The sequence below is a fragment of the Methylophilus aquaticus genome (assembly GCF_030769565.1).
GTDB classification, from domain to species: domain Bacteria; phylum Pseudomonadota; class Gammaproteobacteria; order Burkholderiales; family Methylophilaceae; genus Methylophilus; species Methylophilus aquaticus.
In genome coordinates, this window is the sequence record NZ_JAVCAP010000001.1 from 303,246 (window position 1) to 327,172 (window position 23,927).

At 50.4% G+C, this 23,927-nt stretch carries 23 protein-coding genes; 17 read left to right on the forward strand and 6 right to left on the reverse strand.

Features of this window, described 5'->3' with window-relative positions:
- Positions 1–8: 8 nt before the first annotated feature.
- Positions 9–1,025: an NAD(P)/FAD-dependent oxidoreductase gene (locus Q9291_RS01395; RefSeq protein WP_306388188.1), complete on the forward strand. Its 1,017-nt coding sequence runs from the start codon at positions 9–11 to the stop codon at positions 1,023–1,025.
- Positions 1,026–1,302: 277 nt separating this feature from the next.
- On the opposite strand, the gene moaC is transcribed toward Q9291_RS01395, so the two are convergent.
- Positions 1,303–1,785, reverse strand: a complete 483-nt coding sequence (gene moaC, locus Q9291_RS01400; RefSeq protein WP_306388189.1) for a cyclic pyranopterin monophosphate synthase MoaC — start codon at positions 1,783–1,785, stop codon at positions 1,303–1,305.
- 194 nt (positions 1,786–1,979) lie between these two features.
- On the opposite strand from moaC, the gene Q9291_RS01405 reads away from it, so the two are divergent.
- From Q9291_RS01405 to Q9291_RS01430, 6 genes are all read left to right on the forward strand, one after another.
- The gene (locus Q9291_RS01405; protein ID WP_306388190.1) at positions 1,980–3,461 is read left to right on the forward strand and encodes a M48 family metalloprotease; all 1,482 of its coding nucleotides are present in this window, start codon (positions 1,980–1,982) and stop codon (positions 3,459–3,461) included.
- Between the two features lie 33 nt (positions 3,462–3,494).
- Positions 3,495–4,286, forward strand: coding sequence for a thiosulfate oxidation carrier complex protein SoxZ (soxZ, locus tag Q9291_RS01410; RefSeq protein WP_306388191.1), 792 nt, complete (start codon positions 3,495–3,497; stop codon positions 4,284–4,286).
- Positions 4,287–4,459: 173 nt separating this feature from the next.
- The gene (ahpC, locus tag Q9291_RS01415) at positions 4,460–5,023 is read left to right on the forward strand and encodes an alkyl hydroperoxide reductase subunit C (protein WP_306388192.1); all 564 of its coding nucleotides are present in this window, start codon (positions 4,460–4,462) and stop codon (positions 5,021–5,023) included.
- Between the two features lie 192 nt (positions 5,024–5,215).
- Positions 5,216–6,781: an alkyl hydroperoxide reductase subunit F gene (gene ahpF, locus Q9291_RS01420; RefSeq protein ID WP_306388193.1), complete on the forward strand. Its 1,566-nt coding sequence runs from the start codon at positions 5,216–5,218 to the stop codon at positions 6,779–6,781.
- Between the two features lie 145 nt (positions 6,782–6,926).
- A complete protein-coding gene (locus Q9291_RS01425; protein ID WP_306388194.1) occupies positions 6,927–7,373 on the forward strand; it encodes an RrF2 family transcriptional regulator in 447 nt (148 codons plus the stop codon).
- 99 nt (positions 7,374–7,472) lie between these two features.
- On the forward strand, positions 7,473–8,675 hold the full coding sequence (locus Q9291_RS01430) for a globin domain-containing protein (protein ID WP_306388195.1): 1,203 nt from the start codon (positions 7,473–7,475) through the stop codon (positions 8,673–8,675).
- Between the two features lie 59 nt (positions 8,676–8,734).
- Here the strand turns inward: Q9291_RS01430 and Q9291_RS01435 are convergent, their stop codons facing one another.
- A complete protein-coding gene (locus tag Q9291_RS01435) occupies positions 8,735–10,372 on the reverse strand; it encodes an NAD(P)/FAD-dependent oxidoreductase (RefSeq protein WP_306388196.1) in 1,638 nt (545 codons plus the stop codon).
- A gap of 189 nt (positions 10,373–10,561) precedes the next feature.
- Between Q9291_RS01435 and Q9291_RS01440 the strand changes: the two genes are divergently transcribed.
- Entirely contained in the window at positions 10,562–11,659 is a 1,098-nt protein-coding gene (locus Q9291_RS01440) for a diguanylate cyclase domain-containing protein (protein WP_306388197.1), read from the forward strand.
- Between the two features lie 64 nt (positions 11,660–11,723).
- Here Q9291_RS01440 and Q9291_RS01445 read toward each other — a convergent pair whose 3' ends face one another.
- Together Q9291_RS01445 and Q9291_RS01450 are read right to left on the reverse strand one after the other, a co-directional pair.
- The gene (locus Q9291_RS01445; protein WP_306388198.1) at positions 11,724–12,329 is read right to left on the reverse strand and encodes an HdaA/DnaA family protein; all 606 of its coding nucleotides are present in this window, start codon (positions 12,327–12,329) and stop codon (positions 11,724–11,726) included.
- Positions 12,330–12,372: 43 nt separating this feature from the next.
- Positions 12,373–13,506 carry an AI-2E family transporter gene (locus Q9291_RS01450; RefSeq protein ID WP_306388199.1) on the reverse strand — a complete coding sequence of 378 codons (1,134 nt, stop codon included), beginning with the start codon at positions 13,504–13,506 and terminating at the stop codon, positions 12,373–12,375.
- Between the two features lie 185 nt (positions 13,507–13,691).
- Between Q9291_RS01450 and purM the strand changes: the two genes are divergently transcribed.
- The 5 genes from purM (at position 13,692) to pqqA (ending at position 18,030) form a co-directional block, all read left to right on the forward strand.
- A complete protein-coding gene (purM, locus tag Q9291_RS01455) occupies positions 13,692–14,738 on the forward strand; it encodes a phosphoribosylformylglycinamidine cyclo-ligase (RefSeq protein ID WP_370530715.1) in 1,047 nt (348 codons plus the stop codon).
- Entirely contained in the window at positions 14,738–15,436 is a 699-nt protein-coding gene (locus tag Q9291_RS01460) for a DUF3108 domain-containing protein (protein WP_306388200.1), read from the forward strand. The genes purM and Q9291_RS01460 overlap by 1 nt, the downstream gene beginning before the upstream one ends.
- A 24-nt stretch (positions 15,437–15,460) precedes the next feature.
- Complete coding sequence (locus tag Q9291_RS01465) at positions 15,461–16,522, forward strand: DUF3108 domain-containing protein (protein ID WP_306388201.1); 1,062 nt, start codon at positions 15,461–15,463, stop codon at positions 16,520–16,522.
- 29 nt (positions 16,523–16,551) lie between these two features.
- The gene (locus tag Q9291_RS01470; RefSeq protein WP_306388202.1) at positions 16,552–17,832 is read left to right on the forward strand and encodes an RsmB/NOP family class I SAM-dependent RNA methyltransferase; all 1,281 of its coding nucleotides are present in this window, start codon (positions 16,552–16,554) and stop codon (positions 17,830–17,832) included.
- 126 nt (positions 17,833–17,958) lie between these two features.
- A complete protein-coding gene (gene pqqA / locus Q9291_RS01475) occupies positions 17,959–18,030 on the forward strand; it encodes a pyrroloquinoline quinone precursor peptide PqqA (protein ID WP_081624291.1) in 72 nt (23 codons plus the stop codon).
- Positions 18,031–18,236: 206 nt separating this feature from the next.
- On the opposite strand, the gene Q9291_RS01480 is transcribed toward pqqA, so the two are convergent.
- A complete protein-coding gene (locus Q9291_RS01480) occupies positions 18,237–18,878 on the reverse strand; it encodes a DUF4202 domain-containing protein (RefSeq protein ID WP_306388203.1) in 642 nt (213 codons plus the stop codon).
- Positions 18,879–18,994: 116 nt separating this feature from the next.
- On the opposite strand from Q9291_RS01480, the gene Q9291_RS01485 reads away from it, so the two are divergent.
- From Q9291_RS01485 to Q9291_RS01495, 3 genes are all read left to right on the forward strand, one after another.
- Complete coding sequence (locus Q9291_RS01485; RefSeq protein WP_306388204.1) at positions 18,995–20,245, forward strand: dicarboxylate/amino acid:cation symporter; 1,251 nt, start codon at positions 18,995–18,997, stop codon at positions 20,243–20,245.
- A 14-nt stretch (positions 20,246–20,259) separates the two neighbouring features.
- Complete coding sequence (locus Q9291_RS01490; RefSeq protein WP_306388205.1) at positions 20,260–20,802, forward strand: GNAT family N-acetyltransferase; 543 nt, start codon at positions 20,260–20,262, stop codon at positions 20,800–20,802.
- 506 nt (positions 20,803–21,308) lie between these two features.
- Positions 21,309–22,223 (forward strand): DMT family transporter, encoded by a 915-nt coding sequence (locus Q9291_RS01495; protein ID WP_306388206.1) that lies wholly within the window; start codon positions 21,309–21,311, stop codon positions 22,221–22,223.
- Here Q9291_RS01495 and ampD read toward each other — a convergent pair.
- Complete coding sequence (gene ampD / locus Q9291_RS01500; protein WP_370530716.1) at positions 22,220–22,768, reverse strand: 1,6-anhydro-N-acetylmuramyl-L-alanine amidase AmpD; 549 nt, start codon at positions 22,766–22,768, stop codon at positions 22,220–22,222. The genes Q9291_RS01495 and ampD overlap by 4 nt on opposite strands.
- A gap of 135 nt (positions 22,769–22,903) precedes the next feature.
- Here ampD and Q9291_RS01505 point away from each other — a divergent pair, with 135 nt between their 5' ends.
- Positions 22,904–23,914: a sodium:calcium antiporter gene (locus Q9291_RS01505; protein ID WP_306388207.1), complete on the forward strand. Its 1,011-nt coding sequence runs from the start codon at positions 22,904–22,906 to the stop codon at positions 23,912–23,914.
- Positions 23,915–23,927 lie beyond the last annotated feature (13 nt).

Sequence of the window (23,927 nt, forward strand, 5' to 3'; positions counted from 1 at the left end):
GTCAGTTGATGAGCAAACCAACGGTAATGGTTGTAGGTGGTGGCATTGTCGGCTGCATGACCGCTATGCAACTGCACAAGCAAGGCTTTGCGGTCACGCTGGTTGAACGCAATGTGATTGCCGCACAAACCTCGGGCGAATCTTCTTGGGCGGGTGCAGGCATCGCATTTCCTTTGCTGCCGTGGTTCTATCAGGACGTAGTCAATACATTGGCGCTGGCTGGTGCCCTGGCCTATCCGGCAGTCTCCGCCGAGTTATTTGCAGAGACAGGTATAAACCCGGAATGTACGCGCAGTGGCATGCTGATTCAGCCGCCATTTGACCTTGCAAGGGCCATGGACTGGTGCACGCGTTTTGGCCTCGCCTACCAACAGCAAGGGGATAAGCTGCTGATCCCGGAAGTCGTACAGATCCGCAATCCACGTTTATTGCAATCACTCAAAGCCTGGTTAATGAAACAGGGCGTCGAGTTGCGCGAACGGACCCAGTTAATGCCATTACAGGAAGGGCATTCGACCATCCATGGCTGGCAAACCACCCATGGCGAAACCTTGAAGGCTGATGTGTATGTGGTGACCTCCGGGGCGTGGAGCTTTGAATTACTCAAGCAAACTGCCCTGCAACTGGATATCAAACCCATGCGCGGGCAAATGCTGTTGTACCAGATGGCCCCGGGCTTATTACCACATATTCTCTACCGCGACGGTTTTTATATGTTGCAGCGCCGGGATGGCCACCTGTTGGCGGGCAGCAGTCTGGAAGATGTAGGGTTTGATACAGGGGTGACAGACTGCATGCGGCTGGAAATGCTGCAAAAGGCAGAAGCCTTGTTACCTGCTTTGCGCGGACAGCCAGTCATTAAACACTGGAGCGGTTTGCGCCCGGGCACCCCGCACAATATCCCCACCATCGGCCAGCATCCGCACATCAATAATCTATATCTAAACACCGGTCATTTCCGCTATGGCGTCACCATGGCGCCAGAATGCGCAAGACAAATCGCTGCACTCATTAGCGGTGCTTGAAGCGGGTGACAGCCTTTCACGATGAGCCGAGTGGCGATTCATACACCAGAAAGTACACCTATCGCAGCTACCAAGATGAATGGGTTAAAAGGTAGGTGTTAATCATGACTGCGTGCGTGAAGAAACGAAATATTTACAATAGGCAAAGCGGTCGTTTTATTTCACCAAAAGCCGCACGAAATAAAGATGGTGGAAGGTCTTCATTCTTCTTGATGTGATATTTTCAGATGTATATTGCCCAATGAATGCGTATATATCCATACTATATATGCGCGCTTTAACTGCTCTGCGCGACCCAATCCCCACTTTTTCCACCATGCTTTTCCAGCACACGGATATCAGTGATGGTCATGCCGCGGTCTATGGCTTTGCACATGTCGTAAATCGTTAGCAAGCCGACTTGTACTGCTGTCAGTGCCTCCATTTCCACGCCGGTTTGTCCGGTGGTTTCGCATTGCACGCGGCATACGATGCTTGAAGCCTCTTCGTCAGCCACAAAACTGACATCGACGCGGCTTAAACTGAGCGGGTGGCACAAGGGAATGAGGTCGCTGGTTTTTTTGCTGGCCTGGATCGCGGCAATGCGGGCAATGCCAAGTACATCGCCTTTTTTTGCGTTGCCAAGGGCGATGGTCTGGAATGTGGCGGGCAGCATGGCAATGCGCCCTTCGGCGATGGCGATGCGTTTGCTATGCGCCTTGTCGCTGATGTCGACCATATGGGCGTGGCCCTGTGCGTTGAAGTGCGTTAATTCGGACATGATGAAAGAGGCGTAAGGTTAAAAAGGGTGAACTCAGGCGCTGAAGCCGTTATCATAACAAGTTTAACTGACTGCACACGCAGTGTGCGGGCGGAACATGGTTATTTAATATTTTTATGCGCTCGCGCTCATTACTCAAGTCATCTCGCTATCGCTTGTCCTCCTGCCTTTTGCCTTGGCTGGCAGGTGTTGCTATGTCTATGCTTGGGGGGGCGCTTGTGATGGCAGGTGATTCTACCGGGCTTTATTCTGGCAAACCTTACGAGCCCGAACTGGATATCAGTTTGCCGTCAGATTCGTCCAATCAATTGCCCGAGCTTGGTGATGCTTCGCAAACGGTGTTGTCGCTGCTGGATGAAGAAAAAATTGCGAATCAGATTTTAAAGCAGGTGGCGACCAGTGAAGATGTGCTGGATGATGCAGAGGTGACGGATTATTTGCAGGCGCTTGGGCAGCGCTTGGGTAAAAGCAGCCCGGATAAACAGCAGGTGTTTCATTTTTTTGTGGTGCAGGATAAAACGATCAATGCATTTGCCATGCCGGGTGGCGTGATCGGGGTGCATACCGGATTGTTTTTGGCGGCCAATAGTGAATCAGAGCTGGCCAGTGTGCTCGGTCATGAAATCGGCCATGTTACTCAGCATCATCTGGCACGCATGCTGGCCTCGCAAAAATATGACATGTTTAAAAATATTGCCGCTACGGCGCTGGCTTTGCTGGTGGCGCGCTCCAATCCGCAAGCCGGTGCAGGCGCGCTGACTGCGGCGTCTGCAGCCGGTGTGCAGCGTCAGATCGATTACACCCGTGAGCATGAGCGTGAGGCAGACCGGGTCGGTTTGACGATTCTGGAAGATGCGGGGTTTGATGTGCGTGCGATGCCGGCTTTTTTTACCACCATGCAACGGGCGACCCGCTTTTCTGACGGCAACATGCCCAGCTATTTGCGTACCCACCCGCTGACCAGCGAGCGCATTGCCGATATTGGTAACCGCGTTCAGAATCGTCCTTACAAGCCAGCAAACGAGAGTCCTGCATTTGGGCTAATGCGTGCAAAAATCAGGGCTTTTCAAGGGATGCCGACCCAAGCTATCGAAGAGTTTAACAATAATATCGCCGATGGCCGTTATCAGAATGAGCAGGCGGAGCACTTCGGCCTGGCTTACGCTTATTTGCGCGCAAATCAAGCAACGCAAGCACAGCAACAAGTACAGTGGCTGGAGCAACATCGCATGGTGAACGCTTATCTGGTGACATTGAAAGCGCTGACTTTGGCCAAGTTGGGGCAAGTTGCACAGGCGCAGACACAGTTCATGCAGGGCTTGCAGCAATATCCGCAGCATCGTGCGTTGGCATTGGGTGAGGCCGAGCTACTGATACGTAGCAGTCAATGGTCGCAAGCCATCACGCATATCCAGAAGCAACTCATGACATTTCCAGATGATCCCAAGTTATATGACTGGTTGGCTGCCGCCTATCAGGGCTTGGGTAAACAGATGTTACTTCATCAGGCGCTGGGGGAATCTTATGTGCGCAAATATGATTTGCAGCGTGCGATAGATCAGTTTGAAATCGCCAGTAAAACGAAAGACGGGGATTTTTATTTACAATCCAGAGTCGAAGCAAGACTAAAAACGCTGCGTCAGGAGTTAGAACGCGAACAAGACCCCAAGCGTTAATGGTGGCGGAAGTTAAATGAAAGGGAAGGCATCATGCAAAGAAGAACGCTGTTGAAAGGCTTGCTGGTTTGGGCAACCCTGCCGCTTGGATTTCTGGCAGATAAGTTGCATGCGGCGCCATGGTTTGCCAAGGCATTTGAGGCAACCAAAACTGCGGATGTAATGGGCGCATTGCAGGCAAGTGCTGTCCCTCTGGCTTCGGAAATTCAGATAGATGCGCCACAGAAAGCCGAAAATGGTGCAGTGGTGCAGGTAGAAATCACCTCGCCAGCTGCTGCAGGTACGGTGAACAGCATACGCTTGCTGGCTGATGCCAACCCCACCCCGCTGGTGGCGAGCTTTGAATTCGGTAAACAGGTGATGCCCAAGCTGGTGACGCGTATCAAGCTGGCACAGTCTGGCGAGATTATTGCGCTGGTGCAACAGTCCGCCGGGCAATTGCAGCAACAGCGTCGACAGGTGATTGTTCTGGAAGATGGCTGTGCCAGCAATGAGCGCGACGAACCCTTTGCCAGCAGTATAAAAATGCGTGCGCGGCCACTGGATGCCGATTTGGTGGAGCTTAAAATCATCATCCTGCATCCTATGCGTACCGGGCGTAGTAAGGGTGATGATGGTCAACTTGTTCCGGCACATTTTATGCAGATGATGCAGGTCGTGTTGAATGGCCAGGTGGTGGTGGATGCGCAAACCGGTACTGCGATTTCCCGTAACCCTTATTTCACTTTTTATTTGCGTGATACCAAGGTCGGAGACGTGATTACAGTCAACTGGCAGGATAATCGTGGCTATGAAGGCCATGGGCAGGTGACGGTCAGTGCTTGATAACCGTCCGCTTGGTCACGGTCAGATATATTCATTAATTATATTTATCAATTGAATTAATATAATCAATTTTACATATTGTTTGTGTGTGTCTACAATGCATCCATTCGCTGATTACACGCAGCCAATTTTAAGTTAACCCGTGTTTTTAAATCACTCTAAAGGAGAACTATATGTCATTGATTAATACACAAGTACAACCGTTTAAAGCGCAGGCATTTCATAACGGCAAATTTATCGAAGTATCCGACGAAAGTTTGAAAGGCAAGTGGTCAGTGTTGATTTTCATGCCAGCTGCATTTACTTTCAACTGCCCAACCGAAGTGGAAGATGCCGCTGATAACTATGCCGAGTTTCAGAAAGCCGGCGCTGAAGTGTATATCGTGACCACTGATACACACTTCTCACACAAAGTTTGGCACGAGACTTCACCGGCTGTTGGTAAAGCCAAGTTCCCGCTGGTTGGTGACCCAACCCACGTGTTGACCAATGCATTTGGTGTGCACATTCCTGAAGAAGGCTTGGCATTGCGCGGTACTTTCGTGATCAACCCTGATGGCGTGATCAAAACTGTTGAAGTGCACAGCAACGAAATTGCCCGTGATGTGAAAGAAACATTGCGCAAATTGAAAGCGGCACAATACACCGCTGCCAACCCAGGTCAGGTGTGCCCGGCCAAGTGGAACGAAGGCGCGAAAACATTGACGCCTTCATTGGATCTGGTAGGCAAGATCTAAGTGGACTGTGCGGACTGAGGTTCAAAAGACTGAAGCCTGAAACAGCCTCGCCCCTGAAATGTGTCATCTGTATTTCAGGGGGCTGAGGGGAGTGCATCCTCTGGTGTATTCCCCTCAGCGAATCCCCCCAACGCATTTAAAACACCATACATTGGTGATGGGTGCTTGCACCCTCAAGAAACGGAGATTGACATGTTAGACGACACCTTAAAAGGACAACTGCAAACCTATCTGGGCATGCTGCGCCAACCAATTCAGCTGATTGCCAGCCTGGATGGCAGCGACAATGCGACAGAAATGCGTACATTGCTGCAGGAGATTGCCAGTTTGTCTGACAAAGTAACGCTCGACGAAACCGGCGATGATGTACGCAAGCCTTCATTTGTGATTGCGCGTGAGGGCGAAACACACGGTGTACGTTTTGCAGCGATTCCGCTCGGGCATGAATTCACCTCGCTGGTGTTAGCGCTGTTATGGACAGGTGGCCATCCGCCCAAAGTCGAGCAGGACGTGCTGGACCAGATCAGAGCGCTGGAGCGTGATCTGAACTTTGAAGTGTACATGAGCTTGTCATGCCACAACTGTCCGGACGTGGTGCAGGCCACCACCCTGATGACGGTGTTTAACCCGCGCATCCAGACGACCGTGATTGATGGCGCGCTGTTTCAGGATGAAGTAAACGATCGCAATATCATGGCAGTGCCCGCCACCTTCATGAACGGCGAAATGTTTGCCTCTGGCCGCATGCTGGTAGAAGAAATTCTGGCCAAGGTAGATACGGGTGTTATCGCCAAGGAAGCTGAAAAGCTCAATGCCAAAGCCCCATATGATGTATTGGTTGTTGGTGGCGGACCTGCGGGTGCGGCTGCAGCGATTTATGCGGCGCGCAAAGGCATCCGTACTGGCATTGTCGCCGAGCGTTTTGGTGGCCAGGTGAACGACACACTGGCGATTGAAAACTTCATTTCAGTCAAAGAAACCGATGGTCCGAAACTGGTCATGGCGCTCGAAGAGCACGTCAAAAGCTATGATGTGGATATCATGCCGTTGCAGCGTGCGGCAGGCTTGGCTGAACCAGAGAAAGCGGACAATAAGCATGCTGGATTGATTGAAGTGAAGCTGGAAAGTGGCGCGACCTTACGCAGCAAGTCTGTGATACTGGCGACTGGTGCACGCTGGCGCAACCTGAATGTGCCCGGTGAAGAGGCCTACAAAAACAAAGGCGTGGCGTATTGTCCGCACTGCGACGGCCCCTTGTTTAAAGGCAAGCATGTGGCAGTGGTTGGTGGTGGTAACTCGGGCGTTGAAGCTGCGATTGACCTGGCAGGTGTGGTTGGCCATGTCACCTTGTTGCAGTTCGATACTGAACTGAAAGCTGATGCCGTATTGCAACGTAAGCTGCGCACACTGGAAAATGTAACCATTTTAACCAGCGCACAAACCACTGAAGTCACGGGTGATGGTACCCGCGTCAATGGGCTAACCTATACTGACCGTGTGACGGGTGAAAGCAAGCATATTGCACTGGAAGGTGTATTTATCCAGATTGGCCTTGTCCCCAACAGTGACTGGTTAAAAGGCACGCTTAATTTGAGCAAGTATGGCGAAATTGAGATTAACAGCCATAATGCGACCTCGCTGCCAGGCGTGTTTGCTGCCGGGGATGTGACGACAGTGCCTTACAAGCAAATCATTATTGCGATGGGGGAAGGTGCCAATGCCGCTTTAGGTGCATTTGATTATTTGATTAGGCAATAAGCTGTGTTTAAGATGCAATGGAAACCAGATGGCTATCGAGAGATGACCATCTGGTTTGGCGCGACATTTCTATTTAAGAGATGCGGAAATTTCATAATCCTACATATGTTGCATTTTATGTGCAACATATGTAGGATAGCAAAATATGCAAATCACTAAATTCACTGACCTTAGCCTAAGGGTGCTAATGTACCTCACATACGAGGCTAATGGCGCAATTGTGACGATTAATGAAATTGCTCAGCAATTTGATGTGCCTAGAAACCACTTGATTAAGGTGGTGACTAGGTTAAATAAACTCAACTGGGTGATTACCACGCGCGGCAGAAATGGCGGGCTTAAGCTTGCGATGCAGGCGAGTGAGCTGAAATTAGGCAACATTTTAATGGAGCTTGAAAATAAAACCTCGCTCATTAATTGTGCTGAACCACCTTGTGTTTTAGCGGGGAGATGTAATTTAAAGAATATTTTGGATCATGGATTACATGCTTTTTACCATGAAATGAATCAATACTCTTTAAAAGCGATTATGGATAAAACAACACAAAATGCTGTTATACAACTGCATCAACGCTATGCAACTGCATTATAAATTGGTGATTTAAGAAGTTTAAACCACGCCAAGTAACACTCTAGTGAGTGTTTTTTTTGAAGTTAAATGTTGTATTTAATATGCAACTTATTGGGAGCTATGATGTTATCTGCAAAATCTAAACCTTATATTGATGCCAGCGTACCCGTGTTAAGAGAGCATGGGCTAGCCATCACTGCAGCGTTTTATCAGAACATGTTTGAGGCGCACCCTGAGCTAAAAAACTTATTTAATATGGGCAACCAAGCCAATGGCTCTCAGCAGCAATCGCTTGCAGCAGCAGTGTTTGCTTATGCCGCCAATATAGAAAACACTGCTGCTTTGGCACCTGTGATTGAGCGCATCGTGCATAAGCATGTGTCTGTTGGTATAAAAGCAGAACATTATCCGATTGTCGGCAAGCATCTACTTGGGGCGATTAAACAAATATTAGGCAATGCCGCTACAGCAGACCTGCTAGACGCTTGGGCAGAGGCTTATGGCCTATTAGCAGATGCTTTAATGGTGGCAGAAGCCAAACTTTACCAGCAAAACAATCAGCAGCCAGATGAGTGGCTAAAAGTAAAAGTATTAGAAAAAATCCATCATACAAATGACATGGTCTCTTTTATATTGCAAGCAGATAACGGTAGTGAATTACCTAAGTTCAAAGCTGGCCAATATATCAGCGTGGCCGTTCAATTGGCTGAGTCAAACCTAAGGCAAATTAGACAATATAGCTTGTCTGATGCTAGCGATAAACACACTTACAGAATTACAGTAAAACGTGAAAATGCGGATGAATACAAACCCAAAGGCAATGTTTCAAACTGGCTGCATACATATGTTAAGGTAGGTGGCATTTTAGAAGTCAGTCATCCTTGCGGTAACTTCACGCCTAATCTGCTTGAGAAAAGGCCCATAGGGCTGATTTCTGCAGGCGTTGGCATTACGCCTATGCTATCTATACTCAATGCGTTAGCGTTAACTAATCAAAATAGACCTGTTTTATTTGCACATGCAGCTAGAAGCCAAAACCACATCGCGCATTTTGCTGAAATTTTAAACACTAAGACCTTGTTAACGTATGCAGAACTCGCCTTCTTTTTAAATGAAGTAGATGACACACGATCACATCAAATTAAAGGAAGAATGAATCTAGGCAAGTGCGTGCCCGCCACCTATCAAGATGCTGTGTTTTACATTTGCGGACCGCAAGTGTTTATGGATGAGCAGCGCGATGTTTTGTTAGCACTTGGCATCAAAGCCAGCGATATTCATAGAGAGGTATTTGGCCCAGAAAGCCTTAACCACATCATCTAAATGGATAACACATGAACGAATGGATATTTTGTGACATCCACCCGTTCATGAATAGCAATCTATTGTAGTTGGGTCATACTCAAGGCTACCGCTTCCGCCACTTTAATTCCATCCACACCGGCCGATAAAATGCCCCCCGCATAGCCCGCGCCCTCACCACACGGGAACAACCCTTTGGTGTTGATGCTTTGCAAGGTATTGTCATCCCGCTTAATGCGAATCGGGCTGGAAGTACGCGTTTCGACGCCGGTGAGCACGCCATCTGCCAGATCAAAGCCCGGCACTTGTCTGGCAAAGGCAGGAATGGCTTCGCGCATGGCGGTGATGGCGAATTCTGGCAAGGCGGTATCGAGGTTGGTGAGCGTAACGCCCGGGGTGTAGGAGGGCATGACTTCGCCAAATGTTGTTGAAGGGCGATTGGCCAAAAAATCGCCAATCAGTTGTCCAGGGGCATTGTAGTTGCCACCACCGAGCACAAAGGCGTGGCTTTCGAGTGTGCGTTGAAATGCCATGCCAGCCAGCGGATGGTCCGGGTAATCGACTTCGGGCGTGATGCCGACCACAATGCCAGCATTGGCGTTGCGCTCGTTACGCGAGTATTGGCTCATGCCATTGGTCACCACGCGATTGGGCTCTGAAGCCGCCGCAACCACAGTACCGCCAGGGCACATGCAAAAGCTGTAGACGCTGCGGCCATTTTGGGCGTGATGCACGAGGCGATAATCGGCTGCGCCCAGTTTGTTTAAAATATCTTCAGAGTAGCTTTTTCCGTAGCGCGCACGGTCAATCAGGCCTTGCGGATGTTCAATACGAAAGCCGATAGAGAAGGGTTTGGCTTCGACATAAATGCCTTTGTGATACACCATTTCGAAGGTGTCGCGTGCGCTGTGACCGACGGCCAAAATCAGGTGATGGGTGGCGATAAATTCACCTGTTTGTAGGGTTACGCCCTGTACTTGATTGTTTTCAATATGAATATCGTCAACACGACTTTCAAAGCGGATTTCACCGCCAAGTGATTTGATGGTGTTGCGCATTTCTTCCACCATGCCCACCAGCCTGAATGTGCCGATATGGGGATGACTCACATACTGAATTTCTGGCGGTGCACCTGCTTTGACAAACTCCTGGATGACTTTGCGGCCATAATGTTTGGGATCTTTGATTTGGCTATACAACTTGCCATCTGAAAACGTGCCTGCGCCGCCCTCACCAAACTGTACGTTGGATTCTGGATTGAGCGTGTTTTTGCGCCACAAGCCCCAGGTGTCTTTGGTGCGTTTGCGCACTTCTTTACCGCGTTCCAAGACGATGGGCTGAAAGCCTGACTGTGCCAGAATCAATGCAGCGAAGATTCCGGCGGGACCAAAGCCAACCACCACCGGACGCAGCTTTGGTGGGTGTGCTGCGGTCGCCACAACGTGGTAACTGGTATCCGGCGCTGGTTTGATATGGGGGTCTTTTTTAAACTTGGCTAAGATTCTCGCTTCATTTTTAACTTCTACATCTAGGTTATACACATACAAAATCGCATGTGTTTTACGTGCATCCACGCCACGTTTGAATATTTCGAAGCGGATGAGCTCACTGGCCGGAATATCCAGCCGTTTGAGGATTGCGGTCTGGATTTGTTCGTCCTGATGAATCAGTGTATCTGCTTGCTCGATGGGGAGCTTGAGTTCGGTGATGCGTAACATAAGATCTCTTGGATAGTGGTTATCTATCAAAAACCGTATTTTATTACATTCGGCAGCGTCTTAGGCTAGATTTTCATTGGGCTTGGGGTTAATCTGGCTTATAGATTGACGATATATATTTGTATGTTTAATTACAAACGACGAATAGTTGTTCCGCTAATCATTGCTGCTGCACTTTTGTGCCTGGCAATGGTCTGGCTATTTATCGCCATGTATCAATTGGTCTACTACTCGGAGCTGAAAGATCTGGTAGATCGCCAGCGTTACGATATTGTTGCACTGGGGAAAGCGATTACCAATGCTGAAAGCGGCCAGCGTGGCTATTTGCTGACTGGACATACGTTGTTTTTGGATACGATGGAGCAAGGGCGGATGGAGGCGAAAAGCGTCATGGCCCGGTTTGATCAACATGCCAATCAGCTCACTGAAATTGGGCCTCAGTTAAAAAGAATAAATCAGTTGGTGCATGAAAAGTTCGATGTGATGGATCGAGGCATTCAAGTGCAGTTAAGTGCCGGCTCTTATGCTTCGCATTTATCGTTGAGTAAAGACAAAGGCCATGTCTTGATGATGCAAATTAACCATTTGTTAAGTGAGGCGGATGGTAAACTTGAGTCCCTGCGGGCTGATTATGAGCAACAGATTCGGGAGCGCATGGTCGCTTCAGTGCTTGGGGCGATTCTGTTGGGCATGCTAATTATCAGCGTGTTGATATTTTCATATCGCAGCACGATGCATTTGATTGAACAAGTGATTAAAAATCAGGCGGTGGCCGAACAGCTCAGCCATCATGCTGAACACGATTTACTGACTGGCTTGCCTAACAGGCGCAGTGTGGATACCCATCTCCATCATATCCATCAACTGGCGAGAAACACTTCGCGGCCATTTGCCATATTTTTTATGGATTTGGATGGCTTTAAGAAAGTGAATGATGAATATGGCCATGCATTAGGTGACGCGCTGTTGGTGGAGGTCGCGAGTCTGTTTAAAAAGGTCCTGCGACAAACAGACTTTCTGGCACGGCAAGGGGGGGATGAGTTTGTGCTGGTGGTGAGTATCTATTTACATCGTGCTGAGCTGATACAGCTGGCACAGCGGTTAATCCAGTTGTTTGCAGAACCGGTCATGGTCAGAAATATTCCAATTGAAATAGGTGTCAGTATAGGCATTGCAGAATATCCGCACCATGGCCAACAAATAAAGCAGCTATTGCTGGCCGCGGACAAGGCGATGTATGACTCCAAAAAGAATGGTAAAAATCGTTACAGCTTCGTTGCCGAATAAGCTGACAGATGTTGGCTACCTCGAAATCAAACCTGCGCCACTTTCAAATTACATTCTCAGAAAATTACATTTCTGGCGCTAATTGCAGCATTTTTTTAAGCAGAGGCACTGTCACTGGTTTTTTGGTCGTCAGTGACCATTTATCAACCGCATCCAGTACTGCCATCAGTGTCTGCAAGTCCCGGCGCAGATAGCGCAGGCAGTAAGCAATCACATCATCTGGCAGTTTCATGCCGCGGTCACGTGCATGCGCACGCAGCGCGTCGGCTTTTTCATCATCACTTAAAGGCTGCAACTGATAAACCAGTCCCCATGCCAATCGCGTGGCAAGGTCGTCACGCAAGCCCATCTGGCCCGGGGCGTGCTGACCGGCCGTGATGAATACGCCACCTTCGGCTTTGATATGGTTAAACGCATCAAACAGCGTGATTTGCGCCTCGTCATCCAGTGACTGCACATCATCCGCGATATGGGCGCCCATGGCTTGCGCTGCCAGCAACAAGTGTGTTTTTCCGCTGCCGTGCTCTCCCCACACATAAAGAAAACGCGTGGTGGAACGACCCTGCATCACATCGTGAAGGCTGCGAAGCACCTCCGCATTTTGACCAGTAATAAAATTGTCAAAGCTGGGTGCTGCCGGTGGTTGTATATTGAGTAACAGCTGTTTCAAGATGTGGGTTTTCAAATGTCGGTTAGTGGGGGACTGGCGTTGCTCAGTAATCTTCCGGGGTTTGAATGATGTTAGGCTCACCTCTGCGATAGGCGTCACTGCGTAAATAACTTTGTTTGGTATAGCGTAAGCCGACAGCAATCGCCGCACTCACCGGTAATGCCAGCAATACGCCGGCAAAGCCGAACAGTTGGCCGCCTGCCATCAATGCCAGAATCACAATCACCGGATGCAAGCCAATACGGTCGCCAACCAGCAGCGGGGTCAGGATAAAACTTTCTACCACTTGTCCGATACCAAATACCATCAGTACTGGAAATACCTCCGGAAACGAAGCAAATTGCAGTAATGCCAACACCACTGCCATCAAAAAAGCCAGCGCAAACCCCAGGTAGGGTACAAAACTGAGCAGGCCCGCGATCATGCCGATGGAAAGTGCCATGTCTAACCCGACCAGCCATAATCCCGCACTGTAAAACACACACAATGACAGCATCACTGAGAGCTGGCCGCGTAGAAACTCCGCAACCACGCTATCAATATCTTGACCGATTGTGTGCGCCCGACCGATCCAGTCACGCGGGATCAGTTCACCTACTTGCGTGACCATATGGTCCCAATCACGTAAAAAATAAAACAACACCACAGGTAACAGGCAGATATTGGCAAACATGCCGATCAGGCTCAGTCCTTTCTGTCCTGCGCTAAGCAACACACTGCCCAGCACACTGCCTGCAGTTTGCCAGTGCTCGCTGATGAGTTTTTGAACATAGTCATGGCTGATGTTGAGGTGTATTCCAAACTGCTGCAACAACCATGGCTCGACTTGTTGATGTAAATGGTCAATCAGTAAAGGCAAGCGCTGGGCAATCAGAAATGACTGTTGCTGCAGTAGTGGAATTAAAATCAGCAACAGGCCAAACAGCGCGAGGATAACGCCAGCCATGACCAGCAAGGTGGCCGGTGTGCGGCCGACTTTCCAGTGCCCCGAGCCAACCTCGCTCAGACGATCTACCAGCGGATCCAGCATGTATGCAATCACCGCGGCTGCCAGAAAGGGCGTCAGGATCGGTTCCAGCAAATAAAACATGTAGATAAAGGCGCCGATGACCAGCCACCAGCGATGGTCGCTTATAAACTGGGTGGCACCGGCTTTCGGGTGTTCAATATCGGGCATGGAGTCATGGGCGCATTCTGCGTAATCCGGCATAGGTCGAACGGACAAGATGCGTTAAAATAATGATTATTTTAAAATTATACTGAATTTCGTCACTGCATTACGGATTGTTGCAATCAATCACCGCAACAACCAGCCTATGCAGTGGTGCAATCCTGATTCGAATTAATAGAAACGAGCTGATTTTGACGACTTCTTCTGATAAAACTTCTATCACCTATCGTGATGCCGGCGTGGATATGGAAGCCGGGGATGCTCTGGTAGAGCAGATTAAGCCTTTTGCCAAGCGCACCATGCGCCCTGAGGTCATGGGCGGTATTGGTGGTTTTGGTTCATTGTTTGCCATGCCAAAAAAATTCAAGGAACCGGTGCTAGTCTCCGGCACTGACGGTGTCGGTACCAAATTGAAACTGGCCTTTCAACTGGACAAGCATGACACCGTGGGTATCGATCTGGTCGCGATGAGTGTCAATGATATTCTGGTGCAGGGCGCCGAACCGCTTTTTTTCCTGGATTATTTCGCCTGTGGCAAGCTCGAAGTCGCTACTGCCGCTGCAGTGATCAAAGGCATTGCCCAAGGCTGTGAAGAGTCTGGTTGTGCGCTGGTGGGCGGTGAAACGGCCGAAATGCCTGGCATGTATCCGGCAGGTGAGTACGATTTGGCAGGATTTGCGGTTGGTTGTGTGGATAAAGCCAATATAATTGATGGCTCGACCATCCGGTCTGGTGACGTGGTACTGGGACTTGCCTCCAGTGGTGCGCACTCAAATGGCTATTCACTGATTCGCAAATTGATTGAAAAATCAGGCATTGATATGGCGTCTGATTTCCATGGCCGCAGTTTTAAGGATGCGGTGATGGCCCCCACCAAACTCTACGTGAAATCCATTCTCAAATTGTTGGAGACCTTGCCAGTCAAGGGCATGGCCCATATTACCGGTGGCGGGATTACGGAAAATATTCCGCGCGTATTGCCAGCAGGTCTGACTGCCGAAATTCAGAAGTCCAGCTGGAATCTTCCACCATTGTTCCAGTGGTTACAGACCCAAGGCAATATCGAGCCGATTGAAATGTATCGTACCTTCAACTGCGGCATTGGCATGGCAGTGATTGTTGCTGCCGAGCATGCTGAACAGGCACACGCGCTGCTGCAAGCCAATGGTGAAACGGTTTACCGCATTGGATGTATTCGTCCACAACAGATGGGCGAAGCGCCTACTGTGGTGGTGTAATGCATCTTTTGCGTTTGCAATGGGTGGCCGTCATTATGTTGACGGCAGTGGGGTTGCTGTTGGCACTCTCGGCCCATGCCGCGCCCAAACAACTGACGATTGAGTATGACTTGCTGCAGCAAGGCGTTAAAGTGGGGACGGTGCATGATGCACTTGCGGTGAGCGGGAATCAGTACAAGATTACTTCGCTGACTGAAGGCGTTGGTATTTATAAGTTGATGGGTGAGCGCACACTCTCCAGCCAAGGTCAGGTTGTCGGCAATGCCCTGCGGCCAGGCCATTTTGAATCGTTGCAATCTAGCCATCCAAACAAGTCATTGATCAGTGATTTTGACTGGAGCAAAAAAACGCTGAATATGCAGGTTAAGGGGGAGCAGGCAAGTGTGCCGCTTGGCAAAAGTGCGCAGGACCTGCTGAGCGTGATGTATGCATGGATGTGGCAACCACCCAAAATCGGGCAAATCACGCTGTCAGTCGCCAATGGTAAAAAGCTCACGCCACGCAAATTTATCATCACTGAAGAAAAAACACCGATGCAAACCGAAGCCGGTCGCTTTAACGTGATCAAGCTGGCGGACAGTGATGGTGAGAAAATACTGTACCTGGCCAAAGATAAAGGCTACTTGCCGGTAAAGCTGGTGGTGATCGATGATCACAAGCGTATGGAACAGGTGATTACCCGTGTCACCGGACAGTAATTAATCAGCGTGACAGGATGGCGCATGATCAGCAACCATGGCCTGCTCAAGTGGATAAAGGCACGGGTGACCTGGCAGCTGGGGCTGGGTCTGCTGCTTTCACTGATGCTGCATTTGTGTGTGTTGTCGCAAAGTGGCTGGATCAGCTTGTTTTCAGGTGAAGATGACGTGCCCTCAGTGTTGCAGGCACGCTTGGTGATCCCGCCACCGCCACCAGTCGCATCAACTCCCGCGCCACCGCCTGCGCCAGCCGTCAAAAAAGCATCACCAGGGCCTGATGCGCTGCCGGATACTGCTGTTGACGTTGCGCAGCAGCCACTGCCGGCGCTACCTGAAGCACCGGTTTCTGACACTGTGCAACCGGAGACAGAAACAGAAATGCAGGCCGAGGATGAAACGCGTGTGGCCGAGCTTGAGCAGGCGGTTGATGCTGCTGAACAGCCTGCCCCATATCAGCAGGTGAGTACCCACTATGAGGTGTTTGTGAATGGTGAAACCAGCGCAGCGGGTACAGCCAGTATTGAATATGCTGTGACGCCCGATCAGCAATACACCCTGGCGTGGACGGTTGAAGGGCGTGGCCTGTTAAAATTGCTTTACCCAAAACTGGTACAGGAAAGCCGGGGTGCGGTGGGGCCACGTGGTTTGAAACCCGCTTATTATCGGTATGCTTTTGGTAGCCGTGCAGACAAAAGCTATGAGGCCAGCTTTGATTGGGAAACACGCTTGCTAACCCTTAAAACTGGCAAAGGCGAGCAAAGTCATGATTTGCCCGCCAACACGCTGGATATCCTGAGCTTTATGTACCAGTTTATGTTTGTGCCACCCTTGCAGGAAATGCATGTGGCGCTGACCAATGGCAAGCGGCTGGGGGAATATGATTATGCATTTGAAGGTGAAGAATCCCTGCAGTTGGGGGAGCAAACCGTACAAACCTTGCATATTGCCCATAGCCGTGGCGATACCGATGAAAAAATAGAGTTGTGGCTGGCCAGCGAGTATCGCTACGTGCCGGTCAAAATCCGTAAAGTTGAAAAGAACGGCATGGTGATCGAGCAGGTAGCGACCCAAATTCAAGCCCGTTAATTTAAAAAACATAGCATAGAGAGCACACAATGACCCCCTATTTAATGCGCCAGACGGCGGTATTACTCACCCAGTTGCTGACTTTTGAAAGTCCTGCCGATGCCGTGGTGGGCGCCTATTTCAGAGAGCATCGCGATTTGGGCACCAAAGACCGCGCATGGATCGCTGAAACCGCTTATGGCATATTGCGCCGCTATCGCTATTTAAGCGAAATCACTGCCAATAACGATGAAGACGCGACCGAAGATGCCCGTAAACTGATTTTGGCCTGGTTGATGAAAATTGAAGGCAAAAGCATCCGCGATCTCGAAGAGGTGCTCGATGAGCGGCAAAAGGAATGGGCCGTCGCCATTAAAAGCAAAAACAGTGAAGGCCTGAGCCCCGCAGCGCTGGCTGATGTGCGTGACTGGTTCTGGGAAAAGCTGGTCGCACAATATGGCGAAGCCGAAGCCATGACCATCTGCCGCAGCATGTTCGAGCAAGCCAGCCTCGATTTGCGCGTCAATACCATCAAAGCCAGTCGCGAAGATGTACTCACCCGCATGCTGGCCGAAAACACCGTCAAAGACAACGTGATTGCTGTCACCCCATACTCGCCTTTGGGTATTCGTATGGGCGCACGCCTCAATATCAGCAAACATATATTGTTTACCGAAGGCCAGATTGAAGTGCAGGATGAAGGTAGCCAGTTGCTCAGCTACCTGGTCGCCCCCAAACGCGGGCAAATGGTGGCCGACCTCTGTGCAGGTGCGGGCGGCAAAACCCTTGCACTGGGTGCATTGATGAAGAACACGGGTCGCTTGTACGCTTTTGATGTCTCTGAAAAGCGCCTGAATAACCTGGGCAAACGCCTGAAACGCTCCGGCCTTTCCAACCTGCAAGCGCAAGTGATCAATAACGAAAACGACCTCAAACTCAAGCGCCTCAACGGCAAATTTGACCGTGTTCTGGTCGATGCCCCTTGCAGTGGTTTGGGCACATTAAGAAGAAACCCCGATTTAAAATGGCGTCAAACCGAGCAGGATGTGACCGAACTCAATGTCAAACAAAGCAATATCCTCGCCCGCGCCGCAAAATTATGCAAAGCCGGTGGCCGCGTGGTCTACGCCACTTGCAGTCTGTTGCGTGATGAAAATGAAGCGATTGCCGAAGCCTTTATGGCAGCGCATCCCGAGTTTAAACTCATCCCCGCACACGAAGTGCTGGCGCAGCAGCATATCGAGCTGAATACCGGTGACTATTTGAAGTTACTGCCACATCTGCATGGTACGGATGGCTTTTTTGCAGCGGTGTTTGAAAAGGCGGCTTAATGCGTAGTCATCACTGCTGAAAAGCATGAACCAGATTCAAGTAAAACAGCCCTCAAGAAGCAGCTTGATTACGGTCATACTGTGCACACGTTGTACAGATTAATCACCCAAATGAGGAGAAACACCATGTGGACTAAACCAGCTGCTACAGAAATGCGTTTTGGCTTTGAAGTAACCATGTACGTGATGAACAAATAATTTTAGCCTCGGCTAAGATGACTAAAACCCGACCGAGTGTCGGGTTTTTTGTCGGCGCATGGACTTTGTATGACAAGCCCGTTTGCAGCACTTCAAACGAGTGCCATTTGCGTACATGGGGGCCATATATGAAGTCGAGTATTGCATTCCAATATTTCATTCTTAACCTTGATTTTCAGGTCAATCTAAAACAAAAAGCGATACGATCAGCCAATCGCCTTTTGAATCAACGGCACTAAATCTTGCGGTAGTTTAATCAAGCGCAAAGCGGCCTCTCTGCCTTTGGGAGACATCTTCAAATAAGATTTACGCAATATATCCACAAACTTGCCTTCTGAATATTCGGGGTGCATGCCTGCAAATTCGGTGAGGTCATGTTCTAAAAACGCTAGCACAATCACATCTTCCAACGTTTGCATTTCAGGGTCACTGCTGAGATTCTCTTTATTGAGTAGCGCACACACTTTGCTGATGGTGGTTGCATCGTAGCCATGCGTGGTTAGCACTTGGGTGGCAATTTCTGCGTGATAGCTTTTGAGTTTGGTGCGCCAGGCTAAATAGCCGGGTTTGGTCATGGGGTAGTCGCTGCGTGGGATTTTCCAGCGTTGAATATGTTGGCTGCGCGCGGCGAGTTGCAATGCCTCTGAAGCGTCTGGTGCGTAGCGCGCAAGCATTTCGCTCATGCGGTGTGCGTAAACCAATGCTTTGGATTGCGCTGTGCCTTCGACCATGACGCTGGTTGGGTCTTGGCTATTGAGGGCGTCAAACGCGGCGAGGGCGGTATGAAAGCGTTGGGTGTTCATTTGCAGAGTGCTCATTTTGTGATGTGCTGCGGTGGGGTCTTGCATGACGAGTTTACCCTTTTAAGCTTAAGCAGAATGCTTGTGCTGCAAGCATGGCGGGGAGTTTAAATAGTACAACATTCTCTAAATTCTCTGTCTTGTGTCGCGAAAGTTACAGTATCATGATTCTAACCAATAGCACCCTGAAAATCCGCATGTTCAAACTCCCCAGCCTCAATGCTCAAATCCTGATTGCTGCCATTGCCGGTGTTTTTCTAGGTTGGCTTGCACACGGAAGCGAGCACGCATCATCCTTGTATGCTGCCAATCTGGTGGGCACGCTATTTATCGATTTACTCAAAATGGTGCTGGTGCCGCTGGTGTTTTGTTCGATTGTGGTGGGTATTGCCAATTTGCGGCAGCATCAGCAGATGCACAAGGTATGGCGGTATACCTTGCTGTTTTTTATCAGCAGCATGCTGGTGTCGATTGTGATTGGACTCACGGCCAGCAACCTGTTTAAACCGGGTGCCGGGTTGCAAATGACGATGTTTGAAGGCGCGATTCAGCAGTTTGAGGCCAAGAGTATGTCGTTGCCAGATTTTTTTGCCAGCTTTTTGCATGGTTTGTTTATGAACCCGTTTAAGGCGCTGGCGGAGGGCAGTATTCTGGCTGTGGTGATGTTTGCCTTGTTGAGCGGGATTGTGCTGGTGCTGGGCGGGGCGCAGTACGACGGTTTGCGTAGTCTGTTCGAACAGGGGCTGGCCTTGTGCATGCAGATGGTGGGGTGGGTGATGCGTCTGGCCCCGCTGGGCGTGGGGGCGCTATTATTCAAGCTGGTGGCACAGCAGGATATTGCCATGTTGCAAGTGCTCGGACGTTTTGCAGCCGTTGTGGTGGGCTCAACCCTTGTGCATGGCTTGGTGGTATTGCCGCTGGTATTGTGGCTGTTTACTCGGCGCAGTCCACTGTGGTTTTGGCGTGGTGCACGCGAGGCATTGGTCACTGCATTCGCCACCAGTTCGAGCAGTGCCACCTTGCCAGTGACTTTGCGCTGTGCCACGCAACATTTGCACGTCAAGCCTGAAATTGCCGGGTTTGTGCTGCCGCTGGGGGCGACGATTAATATGGATGGCACCGCGCTATACGAAGCCGCCGCTGCTTTATTTATTGCGCAGCTCGCCGGGGTGGACTTGAATCTGGCCCAGCAACTGGTGGTGTGTTTTACCGCGATGATTGCTGGCATGGGTGCGCCCGGCATTCCCAGTGCCGGCATGGTGACCATGGTGATGGTGCTGCAAAGTGTGGGCTTGCCTGCAGAGGCGATTGCCATTCTATTGCCCGTGGACCGCCTGCTGGACACCTTGCGTACGACGGTGAATGTCGAGGGTGATATGGTAGGCAGTTTAGTCGTACAAAAAATGATTTCCTGAAAGTTTTCAAAAGCATGCTGTTATTTCATCAAGCCGAGCTCAGTGAAGCCGGCGATATTGCCCAACTCGTGAATAGTGCTTATCGCGGGGAAACCAGTCGCGCGGGCTGGACAACAGAAGCCGATTTGTTGGCGGGTTTGCGCACGACCACGCAGGAAGTCGCCAGCATCATTCAACGTGAAGATGCTTTTATGTTGATTGGTGTCGAGCGTGATGAAATCGTGGCGAGTATTTGTTGCGAGTGGCAAGCGCTGGCGGGGCACAATACCGCCCATTTTGGCATGATTGCGGTCAAGCCGAAGTTGCAAAACAAAGGCTATGGCAAAGCGATGATTGCGGCGGCAGAGGCGGTGACGGCCAGAAGATGGCGTGTGGTCGGGTATCACATGGCTGTGATTTCGGTGAGGCATGCCTTGATTGATTTTTATGAAAGGCTTGGCTATCAGCGCACGGGGGAGTTTGTGGCTTTTCCAGAGAAATCCGAGCTGTGGCAACCCAAAGTCGAGGGGCTGAATTTGCAGTACATGGCAAAGTTAATCTCAAGGAGTGGGCAATAACCGCCATTCGCATTGGCCAGCATTCATTAAGCAACGATAATGTGCGACCCATCAAAAAAGGACCAGGGTCGGTTTTGCGCCGAGGTGCAATCTTGGAATGCCCCACATATGTGAAATCGGATAACGCAGCTTCAAGGCCGTTAATAATGATTGCAATGCCATTACCAACGTATTGTTGCAGTGGCAGGCTGATATTGTGAATCGTGATCGTGTCGATGACGGTGTTGACCAGACGTGCATCCACACTCGGCAACAGTCCTTGCAAGACTTGGCCTGATCCTCTTGTCTGCTGGTTCTTGACCCCCCTGCCAAAGCAGCGTAGAGTACGTAGCCTTATGAACAAGCAATGCTCATCAACCTCAGTGATTGCGATGCATCGAACAGCATTGTGGCTAGTCGCCACATTGTGCTGCGGTTGCTGCTTGTCGTAAAACTCATGCAACCGCGGGCTCTCCGCGGTTGATCTTGTTGTCTTTCTCCGTAGAGCCCCACATTCAGGGCTCAATATGAAACACGCCTCACTCCCGTATTCTGGTGCCTTACTGGTGCTGCTGTCCTCTATTGCCTTTTCGTCCAAAGCGATTATGGTCAAGCTGGCTTACGCTTATCACATCGATGCGGCGACCCTGATAGCCTTGCGTATGGCGTTTGCAATACCGTTCTTCGTCGGGCTGGGCTGGTGGGCGATGCGAGACGGCGCCGCATTGCGCGTGACAGCACGTGACTGGCTGACGCTAGTGGTATTGGCGGTGATTGGCGGGTATGGATCTATGTGGCTCAACTTTGAAGGCTTGCGCTATGTTTCAGCGGGTCTGGAGCGGGTGATTTTGTTTCTTTACCCGACGCTGGTGGTTGCCATGAGTGCGCTGTTTCTGCAGCACACCATTACACGTCGCGAGTGGTTTGCCATGCTGACAGGGTATGCCGGGGTCGTGCTTGTTGTTTGGCACGATATCGAGCTGTCTGGCCTGCAGTCTGCCGACACCTTGTATGGCGCCGGACTGGTGCTGTTAAGTGCCATTGTTTATGCGGCCTATTTACTGGTCAGTGGGCAGTTGATCCCCAAGCTGGGCGCCAGCCGCTTTACCGCGCTGAGCATGACGCTGGCGACCCTGGCGAGTGCCATGCACTTCAGCCTCAGCGAGCCAGTCAGTGCGTTGACGCATTTGCCGCCAGCGGTTTACGGCTTGGCCATGCTGATGGCTATCGTGGCAACGGTCTTGCCTTCTGTACTGATGAATTTGGGTATACAGCATCTGGGCAGCCGGCGTGCTGCGCTGATCAGTGCGATTGGGCCGGTAGCCACCATCGTCATGGCCTATCTGTTTCTGGGCGAGCAGTTGTCCTGGATTCAGGCTGCGGGCACCTTGCTGGTACTGGCGGGTGTGGTCGCCGTCAGTGTGCAGGCCGAGTCGGCCTAAACAATCCGTTCCCAGTCAAAAAAAGGGCCAGGGTCGGTTTTACGGCCTGGCGCAATCTCGGAGTGTCCGACAATATGCTTAATGGGGTAGCGCAGTTTTAACGCCGTTAATAAGGTTTGCAGTGTCAGGTATTGCACCTCGGTAAAGGCTTCAACGTCGCTGCCTTCCAGTTCTATGCCAATCGAGAAGTCATTGCAGCGTTCACGCCCCTGCCAGCTGGAAAGCCCGGCATGCCAGGCGCGTTGGGCACAGGCTGCAAACTGAATGAGTTCGCCATCCCGCCGAATCAAAAAGTGGGAGGATACTTTGAGATGTGCAATTTCCGCATAATAGGGGTGTTCTGCGGGATCCAGTTGATTGGTAAACAGTGCCATAATGCCATTGCCACCATAGTGTTGCGGTGGCAGGCTGATATTGTGAATCACGATCATGTCGATGACGGTGTTGGCCGGACGCGCATCTACATTCGGAGAAAGTACCTGAAGGCACGGCTGCGCAAAGCCATCGTCATCAATCATCAGTTTGCTGGAAAATCTGTCAGACATGACAACATTGTAGGTGAATTTTCCAAAATTGCGCTATGATTTCGCCCGCACCGCCATCAATTGGCTTGCACATGTCAGCGCTTGCGTGCGGCGGATCGCGACATGCCCTCTTATCGCCGCCAGATGAGGTTTCACATGGTTTTTCTACAGTTGTTATTGATGTTGCTGCTGATTCTGGTAGCTGCCGAGGTGTTCACTAATGCACTCGAGCACCTGGGTGAGCGCCTGGGTATTTCCGAAGGGGTCACCGGGTCAATTTTCGCGGCTGTGGGCACTGCATTGCCTGAAACGCTGGTGCCTTTACTGGCGATTTTTTCTTATACCTCGGCCAGTGGCGACAGCCAGGCCGGCCATGATATCGGTGTGGGAGCGATTTTGGGGGCGCCTTTAATGCTTGGTACATTGTCAATTAGCCTGATGGCCTTGTCAGTGTTGAAGCGTCGAGGAGCACATGGACATATCCGCCCTGAGCGTACGGGTTTGGTACGCGACCTTAATTTTTTCATCCTTGCATTTATTTTCGCTGCTGCAGCCATGTTTATCCCGCATGAAGAAGCGTTGGTGCGCTATGGCATCGGTATTGTGATGATACTCACCTATTTTATTTACGTATTGATGACGATTCAGGCCTCCAAGGCGCTGGTTGAAGACGGTCACGCCACCGAGGCAGAGGAGGTGATGATGCTTGCCAAGCTCGGGTTGCCTACCAATATGACAACGATATTGCTTCAGTTAGGCTTGGGTTTGGGTCTGCTGATCGTAGGTGCCAAAGGGTTCATTAATGAAGTTGAGACTGCTGCTGCAATTCTCGGAATCTCAGCATTGTTGTTGTCATTGTTGATTATTCCGATTGCCACCGAGCTACCTGAAAAAGTGAACAGTATTTTATGGATACGCAAAGGCAAGGATACTTTGGCTTTTGGCAATATCACCGGAGCGATGGTGTTTCAGGGCACCTTGTTGCCGGCCATCGGCATTATGCTGACTGAATGGACGCCCAGACAAGAAGTTGCGTTGGGAATTGTGGTGACATTGCTCGCTGCACTATGGGTGCGTTACCGCATTGCAAAAGGCGGATTACTGGTATGGCATTTGTTGGTGAATGGGTTGTTTTATCTGGTGTATCTGGCGATTGTTCTTAGCTAGCGTTTGATGAAAA